Source organism: Flavobacterium alkalisoli (assembly GCF_008000935.1).
Taxonomy (GTDB): Bacteria; Bacteroidota; Bacteroidia; order Flavobacteriales; family Flavobacteriaceae; genus Flavobacterium; species Flavobacterium alkalisoli.
The window spans coordinates 920,530-940,156 of the sequence record NZ_CP042831.1 but is presented as its reverse complement, the minus strand read 5'-3'; the positions used below and the strand labels follow the sequence as shown (position 1 = coordinate 940,156).

At 36.5% G+C, this 19,627-nt stretch carries 19 protein-coding genes and 1 tRNA gene; 11 read left to right on the top strand and 9 right to left on the bottom strand.

What is annotated here, in order from left to right; genetic code table 11:
- Window positions 1–2: 2 nt before the first annotated feature.
- The 3 genes from FUA48_RS04120 to FUA48_RS04110 all read right to left on the bottom strand — a co-directional run bounded on the left by FUA48_RS04120 (window position 3) and on the right by FUA48_RS04110 (window position 2,695).
- A complete protein-coding gene (locus FUA48_RS04120; RefSeq protein ID WP_129750598.1) occupies window positions 3–359 on the bottom strand; it encodes a competence protein in 357 nt (118 codons plus the stop codon).
- A 17-nt stretch (window positions 360–376) separates the two neighbouring features.
- On the bottom strand, window positions 377–706 hold the full coding sequence (locus tag FUA48_RS04115) for a YtxH domain-containing protein (protein WP_147582368.1): 330 nt from the start codon (window positions 704–706) through the stop codon (window positions 377–379).
- 303 nt (window positions 707–1,009) lie between these two features.
- Complete coding sequence (locus FUA48_RS04110) at window positions 1,010–2,695, bottom strand: glutamine--tRNA ligase/YqeY domain fusion protein (protein WP_147582367.1); 1,686 nt, start codon at window positions 2,693–2,695, stop codon at window positions 1,010–1,012.
- A 114-nt stretch (window positions 2,696–2,809) separates the two neighbouring features.
- Between FUA48_RS04110 and folB the strand changes: the two genes are divergently transcribed.
- Window positions 2,810–3,169 (top strand): dihydroneopterin aldolase, encoded by a 360-nt coding sequence (gene folB, locus FUA48_RS04105; protein ID WP_147582366.1) that lies wholly within the window; start codon window positions 2,810–2,812, stop codon window positions 3,167–3,169.
- A 134-nt stretch (window positions 3,170–3,303) separates the two neighbouring features.
- Window positions 3,304–3,378 (top strand) — tRNA-Cys (locus tag FUA48_RS04100).
- 50 nt (window positions 3,379–3,428) lie between these two features.
- Here the strand turns inward: FUA48_RS04100 and FUA48_RS04095 are convergent.
- From FUA48_RS04095 to rnr, 4 genes are all read right to left on the bottom strand, one after another.
- On the bottom strand, window positions 3,429–4,115 hold the full coding sequence (locus FUA48_RS04095) for a LysE family translocator (protein ID WP_147582365.1): 687 nt from the start codon (window positions 4,113–4,115) through the stop codon (window positions 3,429–3,431).
- Between the two features lie 74 nt (window positions 4,116–4,189).
- A complete protein-coding gene (locus tag FUA48_RS04090) occupies window positions 4,190–4,843 on the bottom strand; it encodes a head GIN domain-containing protein (protein WP_147582364.1) in 654 nt (217 codons plus the stop codon).
- 124 nt (window positions 4,844–4,967) lie between these two features.
- A complete protein-coding gene (locus FUA48_RS04085) occupies window positions 4,968–5,630 on the bottom strand; it encodes a head GIN domain-containing protein (protein WP_147582363.1) in 663 nt (220 codons plus the stop codon).
- Window positions 5,631–5,650: 20 nt separating this feature from the next.
- Window positions 5,651–7,840: a ribonuclease R gene (rnr, locus tag FUA48_RS04080; protein WP_147582362.1), complete on the bottom strand. Its 2,190-nt coding sequence runs from the start codon at window positions 7,838–7,840 to the stop codon at window positions 5,651–5,653.
- Between the two features lie 116 nt (window positions 7,841–7,956).
- On the opposite strand from rnr, the gene FUA48_RS04075 reads away from it, so the two are divergent.
- The 3 genes from FUA48_RS04075 to FUA48_RS04065 all read left to right on the top strand — a co-directional run bounded on the left by FUA48_RS04075 (window position 7,957) and on the right by FUA48_RS04065 (window position 10,176).
- A complete protein-coding gene (locus FUA48_RS04075) occupies window positions 7,957–8,196 on the top strand; it encodes a DUF2007 domain-containing protein (RefSeq protein WP_129750589.1) in 240 nt (79 codons plus the stop codon).
- A gap of 625 nt (window positions 8,197–8,821) precedes the next feature.
- Window positions 8,822–9,250: a ribose 5-phosphate isomerase B gene (gene rpiB, locus FUA48_RS04070; protein ID WP_147582361.1), complete on the top strand. Its 429-nt coding sequence runs from the start codon at window positions 8,822–8,824 to the stop codon at window positions 9,248–9,250.
- Between the two features lie 14 nt (window positions 9,251–9,264).
- Window positions 9,265–10,176 (top strand): cation diffusion facilitator family transporter, encoded by a 912-nt coding sequence (locus tag FUA48_RS04065; protein ID WP_147582360.1) that lies wholly within the window; start codon window positions 9,265–9,267, stop codon window positions 10,174–10,176.
- 39 nt (window positions 10,177–10,215) lie between these two features.
- Here the strand turns inward: FUA48_RS04065 and FUA48_RS04060 are convergent, their stop codons facing one another.
- A complete protein-coding gene (locus FUA48_RS04060) occupies window positions 10,216–11,685 on the bottom strand; it encodes a ligand-binding sensor domain-containing protein (protein WP_147582359.1) in 1,470 nt (489 codons plus the stop codon).
- A gap of 184 nt (window positions 11,686–11,869) precedes the next feature.
- Between FUA48_RS04060 and FUA48_RS04055 the strand changes: the two genes are divergently transcribed.
- From FUA48_RS04055 to FUA48_RS04045, 3 genes are all read left to right on the top strand, one after another.
- On the top strand, window positions 11,870–12,436 hold the full coding sequence (locus FUA48_RS04055) for a helix-turn-helix domain-containing protein (protein ID WP_147582358.1): 567 nt from the start codon (window positions 11,870–11,872) through the stop codon (window positions 12,434–12,436).
- 33 nt (window positions 12,437–12,469) lie between these two features.
- A complete protein-coding gene (locus FUA48_RS04050) occupies window positions 12,470–14,590 on the top strand; it encodes a Tex family protein (protein WP_147582357.1) in 2,121 nt (706 codons plus the stop codon).
- A gap of 114 nt (window positions 14,591–14,704) precedes the next feature.
- Window positions 14,705–15,028: a DUF5684 domain-containing protein gene (locus FUA48_RS04045; RefSeq protein WP_205729430.1), complete on the top strand. Its 324-nt coding sequence runs from the start codon at window positions 14,705–14,707 to the stop codon at window positions 15,026–15,028.
- A gap of 69 nt (window positions 15,029–15,097) precedes the next feature.
- Here FUA48_RS04045 and tatA read toward each other — a convergent pair whose 3' ends face one another.
- A complete protein-coding gene (tatA, locus tag FUA48_RS04040; RefSeq protein ID WP_205729442.1) occupies window positions 15,098–15,304 on the bottom strand; it encodes a twin-arginine translocase TatA/TatE family subunit in 207 nt (68 codons plus the stop codon).
- Between the two features lie 190 nt (window positions 15,305–15,494).
- On the opposite strand from tatA, the gene FUA48_RS04035 reads away from it, so the two are divergent.
- The 3 genes from FUA48_RS04035 (at window position 15,495) to FUA48_RS04025 (ending at window position 19,626) form a co-directional block, all read left to right on the top strand.
- A complete protein-coding gene (locus tag FUA48_RS04035) occupies window positions 15,495–16,361 on the top strand; it encodes a murein hydrolase activator EnvC family protein (RefSeq protein WP_129750581.1) in 867 nt (288 codons plus the stop codon).
- Window positions 16,362–16,367: 6 nt separating this feature from the next.
- Window positions 16,368–17,852, top strand: a complete 1,485-nt coding sequence (locus FUA48_RS04030) for a GH3 auxin-responsive promoter family protein (protein WP_147582355.1) — start codon at window positions 16,368–16,370, stop codon at window positions 17,850–17,852.
- Window positions 17,853–17,934: 82 nt separating this feature from the next.
- Window positions 17,935–19,626 carry a DUF6909 family protein gene (locus FUA48_RS04025; RefSeq protein WP_147582354.1) on the top strand — a complete coding sequence of 564 codons (1,692 nt, stop codon included), beginning with the start codon at window positions 17,935–17,937 and terminating at the stop codon, window positions 19,624–19,626.
- Window position 19,627 lies beyond the last annotated feature (1 nt).

Genomic DNA, 19,627 nt, shown 5'->3' with positions numbered 1-19,627 from the left:
GGCTAATCGTAATCTTTAAAGAATATTCGTGAAAAGTTAGCCAGTAACGGTCCTTCGGTAAGTTTATCCTGGTACTTATATACTATAATGGCCAGTATTAAATAAATACCGCCTACAATAAGAAAACCATAGGCCATATTATCCAGGGCATACCCAATACCGATAGCTAAGGCAATTGAAAAAAACAGGGTAACAATCAGTAACATAATGGCTAAAAGAAACACTTTCAGCATTATGGAGGTTGATTTCATAAGAATCTTAAAACCCCAAAGCTTATAATACTTTAAGTTAGCATCAATAAGTTCTTTGGCCTGGTTTTTAAGATCCTCTGCATTTTCTTTTATTTCTTCAAATGCCATAAATAAAACAAATTAGTTTATTTGCCTGCAGCAGCTTTTGCTGTTCCTTTTAGTTCCTCAAGTTTTTTTTCAAGAGTAGCTATAATGTCTTCTTTTTTTTGTTCTACTGTAGAAACAAGATGATTTAATCCGGATTCGATATCAGCCGTAGAGTATCCAAACTTGCTTTTCACCTGTTCAGATAATTCATGAAGTTTATCTTTTATCTCATCTCTTTTATGATCATAACCGTCTTTAATTTTCTTTCGGGTTTTAGATCCTTCATCCGGAGCAAATAAAATTCCTACAGCAGCCCCTATCGCCGCACCTGCCAAAACTGCAAGTACTGTTTCTGTCTTACCAGCCATAATTTATGAATTTTTCAGTTAATAATTATAAAGGTAAAGACTTTAACATTTGTAGGATGTTAATGTGTAGTTAATTGAAGGCTAAATAAAACAAAAAATTAAAATAACGAGATTTAAAAGGGTTTTACAGGTAGCACCATATAAATACATTTCTTACAAAAAATTATCTCTTATAACTCATTTATAAAGGTCACTTTTAATAGTAAACGATTATAATATTTATTATAATAATAGTATTTATATATAATAAAAAACTCCGGATAACACCCGGAGTTTTAATAGAAAAAATTTATATGTTGTAGTCTATTCCTTACTTTCAATTTTTGCCCATGTATCTCTCAATCCAACCGTTTTGTTGAAAACTAAATTTTCAGATGTTGAATCTGGATCCACACAAAAATATCCTAAACGTTGGAACTGGAATCTGTCTCCGGAATTTGATTCCTTAAGGCTTGGTTCTAAATAACCTGTAATTACTTCCAAAGAATTTGGATTTAAATAGCTCTTAAAGTCAATTTCCTTATCTCCATCCGGATTTTCATGAGTAAATAACCTGTCATAAATCCTTATTTCAGCTTTTTCAGCATGTTGGATAGATACCCAGTGAATAGTTCCTTTTATCTTTCTTAAGCTGGCTTCTGTACCGCTACCACTCTTACTGTCAGTATCATAAGTACAGTGTATTTCAGTTATATTTCCATCTGCATCCTTAACAACACTTTCACCCTTAATGATATAAGCATTTTTAAGACGTACCTCCTTACCTAAGGATAAACGGAAGTATTTACGGTTAGCTTCTTCCATAAAGTCTTCTCTTTCAATATATAATTCTCGTGAAAAAGGAACTTTTCTAAATCCTGCAGCTTCATCTTCAGGATTGTTTTCTGCATCCAGCCATTCTTCCTGTCCTTCAGGATAGTTAGTTATAACAAGTTTTACAGGATCAAGTACTGCCATTACCCTTGGAGCTGTTTTGTTAAGGTCTTCCCTTACGCAAAACTCTAATACAGAAACATCTACAAGGTTCGTACGTTTAGCAATACCAATAGTATCAGCAAAATTCCTGATAGCCATTGGAGTATAACCCCTTCTTCTCATACCTGATATAGTAGACATTCTTGGGTCATCCCAACCGGTAACATGACCTTCCTGTACAAGTTGTAATAACTTACGTTTGCTTACTACTGTATGGCTAAGGTTTCTGCGCGCAAATTCACGTTGTTTTGGCCTCATCGATTTGTTATCATAAATCTGATCAAGGAACCAATCATATAACTCCCTGTGCATAAGGAACTCAAGGGTACAAAGTGAATGTGAAATCTGTTCAACATAATCACTTTCTCCATGAGCCCAGTCATACATCGGGTATATTTTCCAGTTGTCACCTGTTCTGTGATGATGTTTATGAAGTATCCTGTACATAATAGGATCACGCATAAGCATATTAGAAGATGACATATTTATTTTAGCTCTTAAAACATGAGTACCTTCAGGGAATTCACCATTCTTCATTTTCTCAAACAGTTCAAGGTTCTCTTCTACCGAACGATTCCTGTATGGACTTTCTGTTCCCGGTTGTGAAGGAGTTCCTTTTTGTTTAGCCATTTCTTCTGATGACTGGCTGTCTACATAAGCCAATCCTCTCTTAATAAAATCAACAGCCCAATCATATAATTGCTGGAAATAATCTGAAGCATAACGCTCTTCTGCCCATTGGTAACCTAACCATTCCACATCTTTCTTAATGGCATCTACATACTCCTGCTCTTCTTTTGCAGGGTTTGTATCGTCAAAACGAAGGTTAACAGGTGCATTATAACGTAATCCTAAACCAAAATTAAGGCATATGGAGCTGGCATGCCCAACATGCAGGTAACCATTAGGTTCCGGAGGAAAACGAAAACGAAGTTCATCTTTTGGCATTCCTTTCGCCAAATCATCTTCGATTATCTCTTCAATAAAATTCAGTGATTTTTCTTTTGTAGACATATACTATAAAATAATAAGATTGCAAAGGTATTTAAAAAACCCGACTTTAAAGAATATTTAAAACAGCATAAAAGGCTAATAAATTGTATTTTTACGCCACAATAATTTATTGCTATGGGAACCATAAAACTTAAAAATATACGCACATTTTCTTACCACGGCTGTTTAGTTGAGGAAAGTAAGATAGGATCTGATTACAGGGTAGATCTTGAAATAAAGGCAGATCTTAGAAAATCTATGGAAACAGATGAACTGGATGATACTGTTGATTATGTGCATCTTAACAAGATAGTTATAGAGGAAATGGCTATACGTTCTAAACTGTTAGAACACGTTGCAAAAAGGATAGTAAAAAGGATTTTTGATGAAATTCCGGCTGTATCAAGAATAATTGTAGGTGTTTCTAAAATCAATCCTCCTATTGGCGGAGATGTGGAAGCTGTAACAATTGAGTTAGAAGAGTACAGAACCTAAAGTTTTCATTAATAAATGATTAAAAAAAGATAAAACATTTTATCTTGCAGGAAGTTTACGGAAAAATAAATTTACCTTCAAAATTTCTTGCGTTACTGCAAAATATATGTAAATTTGCCAACCATAAACCTAATGGCATCGTGGCCGAGGGGCTTAGGCACAGGTCTGCAAAACCTGCTACAGCGGTTCGAATCCGCTCGATGCCTCCACAAAAAAAGCTATCATTTTCATGATAGCTTTTTTTATTTATTTATGTTTCTTAATTATTGTTTTCCAGCCTGTCTATAGCAGAATCCATTATCTTTCTTTCTGCCGGAAACCAACCCTGTACTAGCAGTGCAATACCAAAAATTATAAGTATGATACTTATCCCTTTTTTAATCTTGTTTATGTTATTCATGGTTAGTTTGCTTCTTAACTGCTTAGCCAGCATTATTTTACCTATATCAATAAGTAAATAAGTACATATAACCGCAGTAAAGAAAATAAATATCCTTGTAGGATCTAAATCAAGCTGAGGGCCCCAGGTAATGATGATGGCAAGCCAAAACCCTAATACACCAATATTAATGAAATTAAGAAGGAAACCTTTAGCAAACAGACTGAAGTAGTTCTTTTTGATAATATCGCGTGAGGCGTCGTCTATTATCTCATTTTTAGCCGATTTATTAATCTTTATAAAAGAAATAATACCGTATGTAACCATAATGAGCCCGCCAAAAGTAAATAAGGCAGGCTCATCTTTAATATTCTGAAGCAATTTATAACTACTGAAATAAGCAATAAGAATAAATATAATATCGGAAAATATAGCTCCTAAATCAAACGCTAATGCGGCTCTAAAACCTTTAACAACACTCGTTTCCAGTAATACAAAAAAAACTGCTCCGGGCATTATACTCAAGAAAAAACCTAAAGATACGGCGCTTAAAATATCCTGTAACATCAATTAAATTTAATTGATGCAAGTTACTACTTTAAATTTTTAAATAAAACCATCAAAAAGCTTAAAAACTATGTTTATCTGATGATATTTAACTCACCATCAGGAGCTGTATTATCATTTACTTTTTTAGGATTACCATAAACATTTAATTCCGTACCTGAAGCAACCGTTGCGTTAACCATTTCTGTAGCATAAATAGATACCTCTGCTCCTGATGCTACAACTGCAGAACTGTTTTCTGTTTTAAACTTGTCTGCATTAAGTTCAGCACCCGATGCTACATGAACCTCAAAGTTTTTTGCCTTCCCACTAAGATGAATTTCAGATCCTGAAGCTGCTGCAATACTCACATTATCAGCATCTGCCTTAAGGTTAACCTCTGAACCATCGGCAACACTAACATTCAGGTTTTTGGTTTTAATGTTATCTTTTACATTTACTTCAGCCCCACCGGCAATAGCAATAACTTCAATAGTACTGTTATAATAAATAGTAAGTTCTACTCCGTCAGATTCATTACTGATAGCCAGGTTACCCTCTACGGTACCTATTTTAATATCATCCTCATTACCTTCTGTAATAACCACTTTATTGTCTGAAGATTTTACAAGTGTGATTTCCATACTTCCGCTAATAGCAAGATTAGAAAAACCTTTTATGTTTTTAGTAGTTTGTGCTCCCGCAAACTGAAATACTGCTATTGCAGCACATACAAATAATGTTTTCATGGTATAATAATTATGATTGATACCACTAAAGACAGTATTGATATACTGATTGTTACAGTTATAATAAAAAAATCCCGAAAGCTTTACACTTTCGGGATTCTGTATTTTATATTATCAAGGCTATTTACATGATATTGATATCACCTCCTGCGGTATTCTTTTGGTTAACCTGTTTAGGACTGCCAAAAACATCTATATCACCTCCGGCAGTAGTTTCGGCATCTACAAAATCAGTAGCATAAACATCTGCCTCCCCTCCTGCTTTAATGCCTATTGTAGTTTGTTTAGTTGTTAAATCCTTAGAATTTAAAATACCACCATAACTAATACTAACATCATGGTTATCAGCAGTACCGGTAATAGTAACTATACCGCCCGATTTAATTTTACTTTTAAGCTTTTGTACATCAAGATTAAGCTTTACCTCTGCCCCTTCTTTTACATTAAGTTCAAAAGCAACGCTTTTAAAAGTATCCTGAGAAGAAACATAAGCACCTTCGCTGGCTTCAATCTGATCTACATTTTTGTAATATAAAGTAACTGAAATATCATCGCCCTGAAGCAGTTTGGAAAACTTCATACGGATTTTTACCTCACCATTTTTATTTACAACTTCCACATCTTTAGAGTCATGTCCGGAAATAAGAATCTTATTTTCATCAGACTGAACCATTAAAACATGAATCTGGTCAAACACCTTTACGGTAGAAAAATCTCCAAGGTTTCTTGTTTCCTGAGCAAAAATGCTACCTGAAACAAGTAGTAAAGCTACAATGAATTTTTTCATAATTTATTGATTTTGATTGATTACTCCTTCTTACCAAGGAACTGAAAATCAAGCTGCTTTTTAACCAGGTCGGCATTTTTCACTTTTACATAAACTTCATCACCCAGCTGTAATAAATTATGGGTTACCTCACCTACTAAAGCATATTGCTTTTCATCAAAAGTGTAATAATCATCTTTAATTTCACGAATGCGGCACATACCTTCACATTTGTTAGAAACTATCTCCACATAAATACCCCATTCGGTAACACCTGATATCACACCTAAGAATTCCTCGTCCTTATGATCCAGCATGTACTTAACCTGCATGTATTTAATACTGTCACGCTCTGCATTGGCAGCCAGGTTTTCCATGTTAGACGAATGGTTGCATTTTTCCTCATAAGCTTCTTCATCAACCGATTTGCCTCCATCCAGATAGTGTTGCAGCAATCTGTGTGCCATAACATCCGGATAACGCCTTATGGGCGATGTAAAATGCGAATAATAATCAAATGCAAGTCCGTAATGTCCTATGTTTTCGGTAGAATACTTAGCCTTACTCATAGTTCTTATCGCTAAGGTATCTACAAGATTCTGTTCTTTTCTTCCCTGTACTTCTGCCAATAAATTATTAAGCGATTTAGAAATAGCATCTTTTGATTTAAAGTTGATGCTATAACCAAACTTAGAGATTACAGTTTGCAGGTTAATAAGCTTATCCTCATCCGGTTCATCGTGAATACGGTAAACAAAAGTTTTTTGAGGTTTTTGCTTTCCTATAAATTCTGCCACCTTACGGTTAGCTAAAAGCATAAATTCTTCAATAAGATGATTGGCATCTTTAGCTACTTTAAAGTAAACGCCTATTGGTTCTGCCTCTTCATTTAAATTGAACTTAACTTCCACTTTATCAAAAGAAATGGCACCATGCTGCATACGTTTTCTACGCATAATCTTAGCCAGGTCATCAAGCTTTAATATAGCTTCCTGTATATCATTGCTTATCTGGTACTCCTCCCCTGTTAATGAAACATCTGCAGGAATGGTATTTCCTTTTGTCTCGATAACACTTTGTGCTTCCTCATAAGCAAAACGCTGATCGGAATAAATAGCCGTACGTCCAAACCACTGGTTTACTACTTCTGCTTTTTCATTAAGCTCAAATACGGCAGAGAAAGTATATTTCTCTTCGTTAGGCCTTAGTGAACAGGCAAAGTTTGACAGTACTTCCGGAAGCATAGGTACTACCCTGTCTACCAGGTAAACAGAGGTTGCCCTGCTGTAAGCTTCTTCGTCCAGTAGGGTACCTTCTTCAAGATAGTACGATACATCGGCGATATGAATACCTACTTCATAATTACCGTTTTCAAGCTTTTGGAACGATAAGGCATCATCAAAATCCTTTGCATCTTTAGGGTCTATGGTAAAGGTAAGTACCTTACGCATATCCCTCCTGTTTGCAATCTCTTCTTCTTTGATTGATGTATCTATCTTTTGTGCATAGGCCTCGACATCCACAGGGAAGTCGTAAGGAAGCCCGTATTCGGCCAAAATAGCGTGTATCTCGGTATTGTGCTCACCAGGGCGTCCAAGTACCCTTAAAACCTCTCCAAAAGGGCTGTCTGCCTTTTCAGGCCAGTCTTCTATCTTTACAAGTACAACATCTCCGTTTTCGGCATTGCCTAATTTATTCTTAGGAACAAAAATATCAGTATACATTTTAGGGTTTGCAGTACTTACAAAAGCAAAGTTCTTTTGTATATCAATAACGCCTACAAATTCTGTTTTGGCCCTTTCAATAATTTCAACTACCTCTCCTTCAGGTCTTCTTCCTCTTCTTCGGTTATAGATATAAACCTTAACCTTGTCTCCGTCTAAAGCTTTATTAAGGTTACCGGTAGGTATAAAAACATCGTCTTCAAGTTCTGTAGATACAAAATAGGCAGTTTTCCTGCTGGTCATATCTATAGTTCCTTCAATATAATCGGCTTTAGATATAACCCTGTATTTCCCTCTTTCCACTTCTTCAATCTTTTCTTTAGAGGCAAGGTATTTTAACTCTTTTATAATCTCGTTTCTGCTTTTTGTATCGTTAAGTTCAAGAGCAGCTGCTATCTGCTTGTAGTTAAATAGCTTATTGGGATCTTTAGAGAGTATTTTAAAAATCTTTCTGGAAAAGTCTTTTTCCATCTTTACGGTTGGTTTTCCGTTTCTTTTTTTACTCATATATATTTTAATAATGCTGAAAATTACAAATTACTTACAGAATAGTTACCACAATTAATGAAATAATAACTTTTACTTACTAAATTTATAGGGATAATACTGAACCTCATTTACATATGACAAATTTTATAGTAGCAGCTGTATACAGCTATCCGCATGAAATTACCATACTGAAGCACTTATTAACAGAGGCCGGTATAAGCTTTTATTTCGAGAACGAAACCATTACGGGCCTCGCTCCTTTCTATTCGCACGCACTGGGAGGAATCAAACTCAAAGTACATCCTAACGATCTGGAAACCGTAAAAGAGATACTCAGCAACTTTGAAGATCAATCCAATTTAAAAATCGTCTGATCAAAAGTTATAAAGGTTTTCAACATTCATTAAAAACAAAAAAAGCTTTTTTAAAATTTTGAAATCTTTATGATGATGATTATTGCGTGTTAATAACGGGTATAACTTTCTTCCGATTTGTTTTTTAAGTGAGTTATACAATTTTATACAAAGGTATTAACAAAGTTAAGAAATTGTAAACAATTCAAAATAAAGGTTTTTTGTAAAAAGGGGTACAGGTTATTAACAATGGTTAATTAGTGTTTTTTAATTGTTTTGTTTGAAAACTTACCCTGTTAATTGCTGTTAATAACCCTTGTTAACCTTTTCATAACTTTCAAAGAAAAAGTAAGAAATAAATTTGGATAGGAAGGTTAGGTTTTGGATTACGAAAATTTTCAATAGGTTCTCAAAAATTTTACTTTTTTCTATTTAAAGTTATGAACAATAACTGTTAAAATTTAACTACTTAGTTTTCAGTACATTTACATATTCTGTTAACAATTCAAAAATTTAACATTTTTACAGAAAGTCAAGGTGCTGAAAATCAGGCAGGAAAGATAAATTAACTTGCTATACTATTAAGGATGCTTAATTCTTGGTAACTTTGCAGGGTAAATTTAATATTTAATTACAGCAGAAACGTATGAAAATTTCAATTGGTAACGACCACGCAGGTCCTGACTATAAAAAAGCCATTGTAAAATACCTGGAGGACAAAGGTATAGAAGTTATTAACCACGGTACAGATACTTTTGACAGTGTAGACTATCCAGACTTTGTACACCCGGTTGCTAATGATGTTGAAAACGGTGTTGCCGATTTTGGTATTATTATATGTGGTAGCGGTAACGGTGTTGCCATGAGTGTTAACAAACACCAGAAAATTAGGGCTGCACTATGCTGGATAAAAGAAATCGCGGCGCTGGCGCGCCAACATAACGATGCTAATATTATTAGCATACCTGCCCGTTACACTTCTATACAACAGGCAATAGAAATGGTAGACACGTTTTTAAACACCGATTTTGAAGGCGGAAGACACCAGAACAGAGTAAACAAAATACCTTGTTAAAAACATAAATTGTAGTGAGCGGGCACCATCATCATCGTATACATAAACATGAGGTTGAGGGAAAAAACCTGCTTTTTTCCATATTGCTCAATACACTAATAACAATAGCCCAGGTTGTGGGAGGAATAATTTCCGGCAGCCTGGCCTTATTGTCTGATGCGTTGCATAACTTTAGCGATGTACTTTCGCTGGTAATAAGTTATGTGGCCCATAAACTCTCCCGAAAAAAAGCCACCATTTCCCAAACCTTTGGGCTTAAGCGATCAGAGCTTATTGCGGCTTTTGTAAATTCCCTTACTCTTGTTCTTGTAGCCATTTACCTTATTTATGAGGCAATTACCCGTTTTTTTGAACCGGTTATTATCAAGCCGGGGCTGGTTATATGGTTGTCGGTTTTAGGTATCGTAGTAAACGGACTTTCGGTACTGTTGCTTAAAAAGGATGCCGACCATAACCTGAACATGAAATCGGCTTACCTGCACTTATTAACAGACATGATGGCATCGGTAGCCGTACTGGTAGGCGGTATAATGATGAAGTATTTTGAACTGTACTGGGTAGACGGGGTTATGACACTTATTATTGCCATTTACCTGGTAGTAGTAGGGGCAGACCTGTTATTAAAATCCACCAAAATGCTGATGCTGTTCACGCCCGAATTTATAGACATTAAAGCCATAGTTAGGGAAGTACACAAAATTGAGGGTGTTAATAAACTGCACCACATTCACGTTTGGCACCTAAACGAGGAAGAACTGCACCTGGAAGCACATTTAGACTGTACGCACGATATTACACTATCGCAGTTTAATGTACTGTTACAGGATATTGAGGATGTGTTGTATGAAAAATTTGGCATTAACCACGTTAACATACAGCCCGAATTTAAAAAGGAAGATCCTAAGGATTTTATTGTTCAGGATTAAAAAAACTGAAGCTATTTATAACTTCAGTTTTGATAAAATTTATTTCTTTTCAATTTTTACAAGCCCTTGTCTTGTAGCCAGTAAAATATTTCCGTTATTATCCAAAATTACTTTTGATATGTAAGAAGTAGGAATGTCAGAATTTTTATTATGGTAATTTTCCCACCCGTCTTTTAAATCATATCTTACTAAACCTGCATTATTAGTAGTTATCCACAAAACGTTTTCCTTTTTATCATAAACCAGACTGTTAGCATGATCAGAAGGCATTCCTGAATTTTCAATACTAAGAAGATTAAAAATTCCATTATTTGACCAAACTGCAATTCCTTCAACATAATTTAAAGTTTTGCTGTCTTTTCTGTCATATTCAAATAAAGTAAAGTATAGATTTCCCTTAGGATCTTCGTCCATAGAGCTAATACATTTACCTTTAAGTAATGTTTTTGTTTTTTCAAAGTTAGTAACAACGCCATTTTCATCAATCATTGCTGTACCCTCATAAGTCCCTATCCAAAGTCTGTTTTTAGAATCTCTTTTTACAAAGAAAACTCTATTAGAAGGGAGTCCTTTAGTATTATCTTTATTTAAGACTGACCATTTGTTATTTTTTAAAATAGCCAAACCTTCATTTGAACATACATAGATTTCATTTGAGTTTGGATTGTTTATAACTTCATGTATTCCGTCTAACCCTATATCTTCAGAAGTATATATTGACCATTTTTTATCATCATAACTGTATAAATTATTTTTAGCATAGACCCATTTAGTATCATTATTATCAATAGCTAAAGATGAGTAACCAAAATATTTCCCTTTATCAGTAATATCCTGCTCTGTTCGGGTAAAATTTTTACCGTTAAACTGAACTAAACCTTCATCAATTGTAAGCCATATAATACCATTTTTTGATATGGCTATGTTATTTGTCATATTATTCGGAAGGTCAGAATTTTTTGAATTCCAAACAGTTATATTATAGTTTTTTAAATTGTCATTTGTATACGTGTAATGGTCATTAGATACTTTCGGATCAACGGGTTTATCGAAAGACTTCATAAAAGCATCCATATCAACCCGTTCAATTTCTCCGGTAAGCTTATTATTCTCAATTTTAAAAATAAAGTTAACTGACGTTTTTTCTATTTTCTCACCATCGGTTTCTGCAGGTATCCACTTATTGAACTTATTAAGTTCATCAATAATTTTTTGGGATATAAAGCTTTTCGAATTGTCGGTGTGACTAAGAACACAACCTCTACCTTTTTTATCTATTAAAACCTGAAATTTGACAGCTCCTTTAATACCTTTTAAATTAAGTGATTTATTAAGAGTGCTTAGCATTTTTGAAAATTCATTTTCGTCATATCCTGCTTTTATATCACCGCAGTCAAGACAAAAGCTATCTGTTTTACAATTTTCTAATTTTACGGGAAATAAATTTTGAGCTGATAAATTAATTGAAAAGGCTATTGAAGCAATTAATATTAAGGTCTTTTTTTTCATTATTTAGGTGCGTGTTTTAAAATTAGGGACGAATATAGGATTAATTAATTATAGATTTAAATATTTATTTTACCCTTATTTTCCAGCACTTTGACACAAATGCCGTAAAAATGCCGTAGTAAAACCGCTATCAAATGCCTACCTTGGTCAATAATTTTGTCCCATAACTTTAAATCAAAAAATTATGGAAACCATTGGAAAAAGAATTGCCGAAATAAGAAAGCAAAAAGGGTTAACCCAGGAAGAGGTAGCCGAGATTGCCAGGATAAATTTACGCACACTACAGCGTATAGAAAAGGAAGAAACCGAACCCCGTGGCAACAGCCTTAAAGGGATATGCGAAGCCCTTGAGATTAACATAGAGGATTTGGTAGATTACGGTAAAACCGAAGACAGGACCTATTTGGTATACATGCACCTTTCGGTAATGAGTTCGGTAGTGATACCGCTGGGTAATATAATCCTTCCGCTTATATTATGGCTTAACAAAAGAGACAGGATAGTTTCGGTAGCGGGGCAGGGTAAGAACATATTAAACTTCCAGATATTTTGGACGGTATGTTTTTACTTATTGATATTTGCTTTTGCCTTTTGTAAGATTATGCACTACCCGTTTAACCCGTTTCTGTTTGTAGGTTTATTAATTGGTGTGGGTACTTTTAACTTCCTGTATCCGGTATATGCGGCGGTAAGGGTAAGTAGAGGGTCCGTTAAAAACTTCTGGCCGGCACCCATTAAATTTATAAAATAAGAACACTATGTTTGTAGTCCTTATTCTATAATAATGACAAACATCCAATTCATTTCGGGGCAGGTTACCGCCCCTGTAAAAAGCATTGAAAACACCTTACAGCTGCTAAACGAAGACTGTACTATTCCTTTTATTGCACGTTACCGTAAAGACAGGACGGGCAACCTTGATGAGGTGGTTATAGAACAGATTGCAAAGCTTAGCCAGGCGTATGAGGCTATTGTAAAGCGTAAAGAAGCGATTTTAAAGAGTATTGAGGAGCAAAACGGGCTAACGCCCGATTTAAAGCAGAAAATCGATGCCAGCTTTGATATGACCGAACTGGAGGATTTTTACCTTCCGTTTAAAAAACGCAAAAAGACCAAAGCCGATACCGCACGCGAAAACGGACTGGAGCCGCTTGCAAAAATTATCATGGCTCAAAACAGCGATGACATCGATTTTATAGCATCAAAATACCTTAACGATAAAGTGGCAAATGAAGACGAGGCGCTGCAGGGTGCCCGCGACATTATTGCCGAATGGATAAACGAGAACCTTTATGTGCGTAAAAACCTGAGAAGGATGTACGGCCGTAAGGCAGAAATTACCACTAAAAAGGTTAAGGATGCCGACGAGGAGAAAGCCAAAAAGTTTGAGCAGTATTTAGACTGGAGCGAAAACCTTGCAAAAGCCCCGTCACACAGGGTACTTGCAATGCTCAGGGCCGAAAACGAAGGCGTTATCAAGTTTAAGGTAGAGATAGACAGCGACGAAGCACTCGATTTTATGGAGCAGGCTGTTATAAAAAATAACCGCGAAACCGCGGGCCAGCTAAAGCTGGCCATTAAGGACAGTTACAAGAGGCTGCTGGCACCTGCCATTTCTAACGAGGTGCTGCAGGAAGCCAAAGCAAAGGCCGATGCTACCGCTATAGGTGTTTTTGCCGGAAACTTAGGGCAGTTATTACTGGCTCCGCCACTGGGAGAAAAGAGGATACTGGCATTAGACCCGGGATACCGTACAGGTTGTAAGGTGGTTTGCCTTGACGAAAAAGGAGACCTGCTGTACAATGAGACCATTTTCCCGCATCCGCCGCAAAATGAGAGTGCCATTGCCATGAAAAAAATACGTTCTATGGTAAATGCCTATAAAATAGATGCCATATCTATAGGAAACGGAACCGCATCGCGCGAAACCGAACATTTTATCAAGAAAATCGCCTTTGACAAGCCTATACAAGTATTTGTAGTAAGCGAGGCAGGGGCATCGGTGTATTCGGCATCAAAAATAGCAAGGGACGAGTTTCCTAATTATGATGTAACCGTGAGGGGAGCTGTGTCCATAGGCCGCAGGCTGAGCGATCCGCTTGCCGAGTTGGTAAAAATCGAGCCAAAGGCGATTGGTGTGGGTCAGTACCAGCACGATGTAGACCAGGGCAAACTGAAAGAGGAACTGGATACTGTGGTAATGCGATGTGTGAACTCGGTAGGGGTTAATATCAATACGGCCAGTAAATCACTGTTAGGGTATGTTTCGGGTATAGGCGAAAAGCTGGCCGAGAACATTGTAAACTACCGTAGTGAAAATGGTCCGTTTGAAGACAGGAAACAGCTTAAAAAAGTACCAAGGCTGGGAGATAAGGCCTACCAGCAGGCGGCTGCTTTCGTAAGGATACCGAATGCCAAAAACCCGCTGGATAACTCGGCTGTACACCCTGAAGCATACAGCATTGTGGAGAAAATGGCGAAGGACATGAAGCTTAAAACAGCCGACCTTGTTTCGAATAAAGAAGCTATTGCAAAAATTTCGGTTACCAGTTATGCTACCGAAGATGTAGGGGTACTGGCACTAAAGGATATTTTAAAGGAACTTGAGAAACCGGGACTTGACCCGAGGAAATCGGCAAAGGTATTTGAGTTCGACCCTAACGTAAGGACAATAAACGACCTGCGTACAGGGATGATATTACCGGGAATTGTAAACAACATTACTAATTTTGGCTGCTTTGTGGATATAGGCATCAAAGAAAGCGGACTGGTACATATCTCACAGCTTAAGGAAGGCTTTGTGAGCGATGTGAATGAAGTGGTAAAACTGCATCAGCATGTTGAGGTAAAGGTTCTTGAGATTGATGATGCAAGAAAAAGAATACAACTTACCATGATATTGTAAAAATCTATAAATTAGCATTTAACAAATTTTAACAACCTTATCATTAAGGACGATTCAACACTATTTGCCTTTTTAGGGGCATACTTTTTCTTCATTTTAGCTATTGTAATATTTATGATAGTTTGCAAATGGAAAATTTATCAAAAGGCTGGAAAACCGGGATGGGCCAGCATTGTGCCTATTTATGGAACACTTGTTTTTCTTGAAATTATAAGGAAACCATGGTGGTGGTTTTTCCTTCTTATAATACCGGGGGTTAACTTCATATTTGGTATTTGGGCAACAAATTTATTATCAAAAAGCTTTGGAAAAAACGAAGGCTTTACGATAGGGCTTATATTTCTATCAATTGTTTTCTACCCTATATTGGCTTTTGACAAGTCTATACAGTACATCTACAACACTAATGAAGTAGATCATATCGGTCAGAATAACTAATCATAACAGATATAAACAAAAAAACCTCTAAGCAAATACTTAGAGGTTTTTATTATAATAAAAGGGATATTATAATTTATTTTCTTCTTTTTGAGACTGTTCGTTTCTCGAGTTTGCAGGTTGGTCTTCTCTTGCTGCATCTTTAAATTCCTTAATACCAGACCCCAGCCCTCTCATTAATTCAGGAATTTTCTTTCCGCCAAAAAGCAGTACAATTAAGACTACAACTATGGCTATCTGCCATGGGCCAACTGCTCCTAAAAAAATTGCTAACATGTTCATAATTATAATAAATAAAATGATTATTTGCGACAAAGTTAAATATAAAATAATTTACAATAACTATTTACGGCAATTATTTGGTATTGGTTTTCGTTAATTAACAAAAAAATTGATGTATAATACCAAAACATTAGCTATAATAAGAGCTGGCGTATTATTATATTTGTCAAATTAAACAAAAAGTATGTCGGGCAAAAGACGAAAAAGGCAGTTAATAAAGAAAAAGCTTTTTACAAAAAACCGCCTTGTAATTTTAAATGAAGATTCCTTTGAGGAGATATTCTCCTTAAAGCTTAACCTTATGAATGTTTTTGTGGGGATAACGGTTATAAGTATCGTGATGATTGCCCTAACAACCTATATAATCGCATTTACCCCTTTAAGAGAATACATACCGGGATATTCGTCGGCTAAGCTGAAAAAGGAAGCAACCGATAACGCTATAAAATCAGACTCGCTTCAAAAAGTGCTTAATGCCAATACGGCCTATTTAAATTCCATTAAAAAGGTACTTACTGGTGACCTTGAACATACCAAACTGGACAGGGATTCCATAATAGCGGCAGAGCATAACGATGCTGTGGCAGATTTAGCCCCTAAAGAGGCAGAACTCAAGCTAAGGGAAGAGGTTGCGCTTGAAGATAAATACAACCTGTTTGAAAAATCGCAGCCAAAGGTGAACCTTGTACTTTTTCCGCCGGCAAAAGGACATATAACCGAAAATTACAATGCTAAGGAGAAACACTTCTCGGTAGATATAACATTGGTTAACGATACTCCGGTAAAATCGATAGCGGCAGGTACGGTATTGTTTGCCGACTGGACCCCAACAAAAGGAAATGTAATTATAGTACGTCATAACGATGGTATTATCTCTATATATAAAAGGGTAGCATCATTAAGTAAAACACAGGGAGACGTTGTTAAGTCGGGTGAGGCTATTGCCACCGCCGGCACACCACCTACAAACGGAGGGGGAGCTAACTTTGAGTTTGAATTATGGAAAGACGGATATCCTATTAACCCAACACAATTTATTGATTTTGAATAACAGCCTATGTCTATAAAATCGTTTGCAGCTAAATTATTTGCCAAAAAGGTATACAATGATACCCAAAAATGGGCAAAGCACCCTGTGGAAACGCAACAGCAGGTTTTAAAAATGCTGATTGAAAATGCCTTGGGGACGCAGTTTGGCAAAGACCATCATTTTGAAGGTATAAAAAAGCATTCAGATTTTGTAAAACATGTACCTGTAAGGGACTATGAGGATTTAAAACCCTATATAGAAAAGGTTGTAAAAGGAGAAGAAGATATAGTATGGCCGGGCAAGCCGTTATATTTTGCCAAAACATCGGGGACTACCTCGGGCGCAAAATACATTCCGCTTACCAAAGAATCGATGCCGTATCATATTCAGGCCGCAAGAGATGCCATATTACACTACATCCATGAAACAGGTAAAGCCGCTTTTGTAGACGGTAAAATGATATTTCTACAAGGTAGCCCTGAGCTTGAGGAAAAGCACGGTATTAAGTTTGGACGACTTTCGGGCATTGTTGCCCATTTTGTACCGGCTTATCTGCAACGGAATCGTATGCCAAGCTGGGAAACCAATTGTATAGACGATTGGGAGCAAAAAGTAGATGCTATAGTAGAGGAGACATACAACGAGAATATGACCGTAATATCGGGCATACCGTCGTGGGTACAAATGTATTTTGAAAGGCTTGAGAAAAAAGGAAGTAAAAAAGTAGGCGAGATATTTAAAAACTTTAGCCTGTTTATATATGGGGGGGTTAACTATGAGCCTTACCGTGCAAAATTTGAAAATCTTATCGGGCGTAAAGTAGACAGTATAGAACTGTTTCCTGCATCCGAAGGTTTCTTTGCCTATCAGGATACCCAAACCAAGAAAGGAATGTTGTTGTTGCTTAACTCCGGTATCTTTTATGAGTTTATAAAAGCGGATGAGTTTTTTAACGAACATCCTAAGCGTTACACCATAGGCGAAGTGGAATTAGGTATTAATTATGCTATGATTATTTCTACCAATGCCGGATTGTGGGGTTACAATATAGGAGATACCATACAGTTTACTTCATTAAGTCCGTACAGGATAGTGGTAAGCGGCAGGATTAAGCACTTTATATCTGCCTTTGGTGAGCATGTTATTGGGAAAGAGGTGGAAAGTGCACTTAAAGAAGCAATGGAAGGGACAGATGTTAGTGTAAACGAGTTTACGGTAGCCCCTCAGATAAACCCTGAAAGCGGACTTCCTTACCATGAGTGGTTTATAGAGTTTGAAAAAGAACCGGCAGATATGGATGCCTTTTCTCTTGCAATAGATAAGGCCATGAGAAAACAAAATGTTTATTATGATGATTTAATATCGGGTAATATACTACGTACGGTAGTTATTACAAAAGTGCCCAAAAATGGTTTTCAGGAATACATGAAATCCATAGGTAAACTGGGAGGCCAAAACAAACTGCCAAGGTTGTCTAACGACAGAAAAATAGCCGATGCCTTAAAAGCATAAAAAAGCATTCATAATTTCGTTAAATACATAAAAACTTCAGTCAAAATAAAAATCCTACATTTGCCAATAAACACATAAGAGTATGCAGGGACTTAAAAATACATCTCGATCTAAAGCACAGGAATCATCTGCTGCCATAGAGCGTTTGTATATAACCATGCGTCACCTTTTAAACAGGGGATTTTATAAGCCCATGGGGGTTTCGGGCGATACCCTTAGGGAAGCACTTTTGTTGTTAAGACCCGAAATATACGGCTCTATAGCCGAGGAAAAAGCAGAGCTTAATGGATTACTTTATGTAATAGAACGTTTACCCATAGGGATAGAGGAATGCCGTTTTATCAATTTAACGTCTGACGAAGGTTATTCCAAATCTCACTTTAAGGCTATCGTACCGCCTAAGCGAAGGAGAAACTGCTACCGTATAGATGAGGAGCAGATGAATGTGGAGATTACCCGCGGGCGTTCGGATATTTATGATATACTAACCCACCTCACCTTTATTTTTATAGAATCGCATAAAATAAAGAGCAGGGTACTTATAGATGATAACGGAGAAATTACTCACGACTGGTACAAACTGGAACAGGTAGTACTTCAAAAAACCAAAAAACTTAACCCTGTAGAGCGCGAAAAAGCGATATCACATGTTTCGGGTGTATTGGGAAGGACATTCTCTGAAGTACTCGATATCTATGATGCTTTTGGTTCTGCTGAAGCGCCGGACAGGTTCCTGCAGATTGTATACTGGTTAGGGAAGCTGGCTATTGATGAGGCAATGGGCGGTGCAAAAAGAACCATAACCTTTAGCCCTATATTAAGGGAAAGATTAGGCCACCATATACATGGTGAAATATGGGCAAATAATATAAAGACCATTTTAAAGCAAAACGGACTTTTAGAGAGGCCTATACACATTATAAGTGCAAACATGCACAGTGTAAAGAATTCTTTCTTTGCCGATTATGTACTTGGAAAGGAATATAAAGGGAAAAGTGATTTCTTTATTTTTGAGGAACTAAGCAAAGCCGGAAACGGGGAACTTAGGGCAAGGGTAGAGGAAGAGGCGCTTAAAAACGGAATGATATTTATACCCGATGCATCGGGTACTAATATAGATGTACAGGTTTTTGATACGGCAGGCATAGATTTTTCTAAAACACCTTTTAAACTGGCCGAAAAAAATTCGGAGAGACCGGTAATAATCGTAATGGATTATGCTTTTGGAGAACAGGCTTACGAAACCATAGATGAGCTTTTAAAACCGTTTAAGGAACATAAGGTAAAAACCTTTCTCGATGTAGAATCGGTTTCCATAATGGGTAAAGCCGGAATACTGGAAGGGAACAAGGGAGATATAATGATACCTTCGGCACACATTAACGAGGGGACAGGAGATAATTACCCGTTTGAAAACGATTTAAAACCTGAAATGCTGGAAGGGCAGGGTATACCCGTATATTCGGGACCTATGGTAACCGTTTTAGGCACTTCATTACAAAACAGGGACCTGCTTAAATTTTTTAATGAGTCTACCTGGGGTGTTATTGGTCTTGAAATGGAAGGAGCCTATTACCAGAAAGCAATACAGTCGGCTTCAAAAATAAGAAAGAGCATTAATCCCGATGTAAAGGTGAGATATGCTTATTATGCTTCAGACAATCCGTTAGAAACCGGTAGTACACTGGCTTCGGGAGGACTTGGAACATCAGGGGTTAAACCAACCTATTTAATAACAATCAAGATTTTAGAACAAATTTTTAATGTCACCTAAC

What these genes read in the sequence shown, in the direction of transcription:
- FUA48_RS04045 (WP_205729430.1), top strand. Translation starts at nt 14,705, where the DNA reads ATGATAGTTTGCAAATGGAAAATTTATCAAAAGGCTGGAAAACCGGGA.
- FUA48_RS04025 (WP_147582354.1), top strand. Translation starts at nt 17,935, where the DNA reads ATGCAGGGACTTAAAAATACATCTCGATCTAAAGCACAGGAATCATCT.
- FUA48_RS04075 (WP_129750589.1), top strand. Translation starts at nt 7,957, where the DNA reads ATGACAAATTTTATAGTAGCAGCTGTATACAGCTATCCGCATGAAATT.
- FUA48_RS04050 (WP_147582357.1), top strand. Translation starts at nt 12,470, where the DNA reads ATGACAAACATCCAATTCATTTCGGGGCAGGTTACCGCCCCTGTAAAA.
- FUA48_RS04115 (WP_147582368.1), bottom strand. Translation starts at nt 706, where the DNA reads ATGGCTGGTAAGACAGAAACAGTACTTGCAGTTTTGGCAGGTGCGGCG.
- FUA48_RS04030 (WP_147582355.1), top strand. Translation starts at nt 16,368, where the DNA reads ATGTCTATAAAATCGTTTGCAGCTAAATTATTTGCCAAAAAGGTATAC.
- FUA48_RS04110 (WP_147582367.1), bottom strand. Translation starts at nt 2,695, where the DNA reads ATGTCTACAAAAGAAAAATCACTGAATTTTATTGAAGAGATAATCGAA.
- FUA48_RS04120 (WP_129750598.1), bottom strand. Translation starts at nt 359, where the DNA reads ATGGCATTTGAAGAAATAAAAGAAAATGCAGAGGATCTTAAAAACCAG.
- FUA48_RS04055 (WP_147582358.1), top strand. Translation starts at nt 11,870, where the DNA reads ATGGAAACCATTGGAAAAAGAATTGCCGAAATAAGAAAGCAAAAAGGG.
- FUA48_RS04090 (WP_147582364.1), bottom strand. Translation starts at nt 4,843, where the DNA reads ATGAAAACATTATTTGTATGTGCTGCAATAGCAGTATTTCAGTTTGCG.
- FUA48_RS04085 (WP_147582363.1), bottom strand. Translation starts at nt 5,630, where the DNA reads ATGAAAAAATTCATTGTAGCTTTACTACTTGTTTCAGGTAGCATTTTT.
- rpiB (WP_147582361.1), top strand. Translation starts at nt 8,822, where the DNA reads ATGAAAATTTCAATTGGTAACGACCACGCAGGTCCTGACTATAAAAAA.
- FUA48_RS04095 (WP_147582365.1), bottom strand. Translation starts at nt 4,115, where the DNA reads ATGTTACAGGATATTTTAAGCGCCGTATCTTTAGGTTTTTTCTTGAGT.
- FUA48_RS04035 (WP_129750581.1), top strand. Translation starts at nt 15,495, where the DNA reads ATGTCGGGCAAAAGACGAAAAAGGCAGTTAATAAAGAAAAAGCTTTTT.
- FUA48_RS04060 (WP_147582359.1), bottom strand. Translation starts at nt 11,685, where the DNA reads ATGAAAAAAAAGACCTTAATATTAATTGCTTCAATAGCCTTTTCAATT.
- tatA (WP_205729442.1), bottom strand. Translation starts at nt 15,304, where the DNA reads ATGTTAGCAATTTTTTTAGGAGCAGTTGGCCCATGGCAGATAGCCATA.
- rnr (WP_147582362.1), bottom strand. Translation starts at nt 7,840, where the DNA reads ATGAGTAAAAAAAGAAACGGAAAACCAACCGTAAAGATGGAAAAAGAC.
- folB (WP_147582366.1), top strand. Translation starts at nt 2,810, where the DNA reads ATGGGAACCATAAAACTTAAAAATATACGCACATTTTCTTACCACGGC.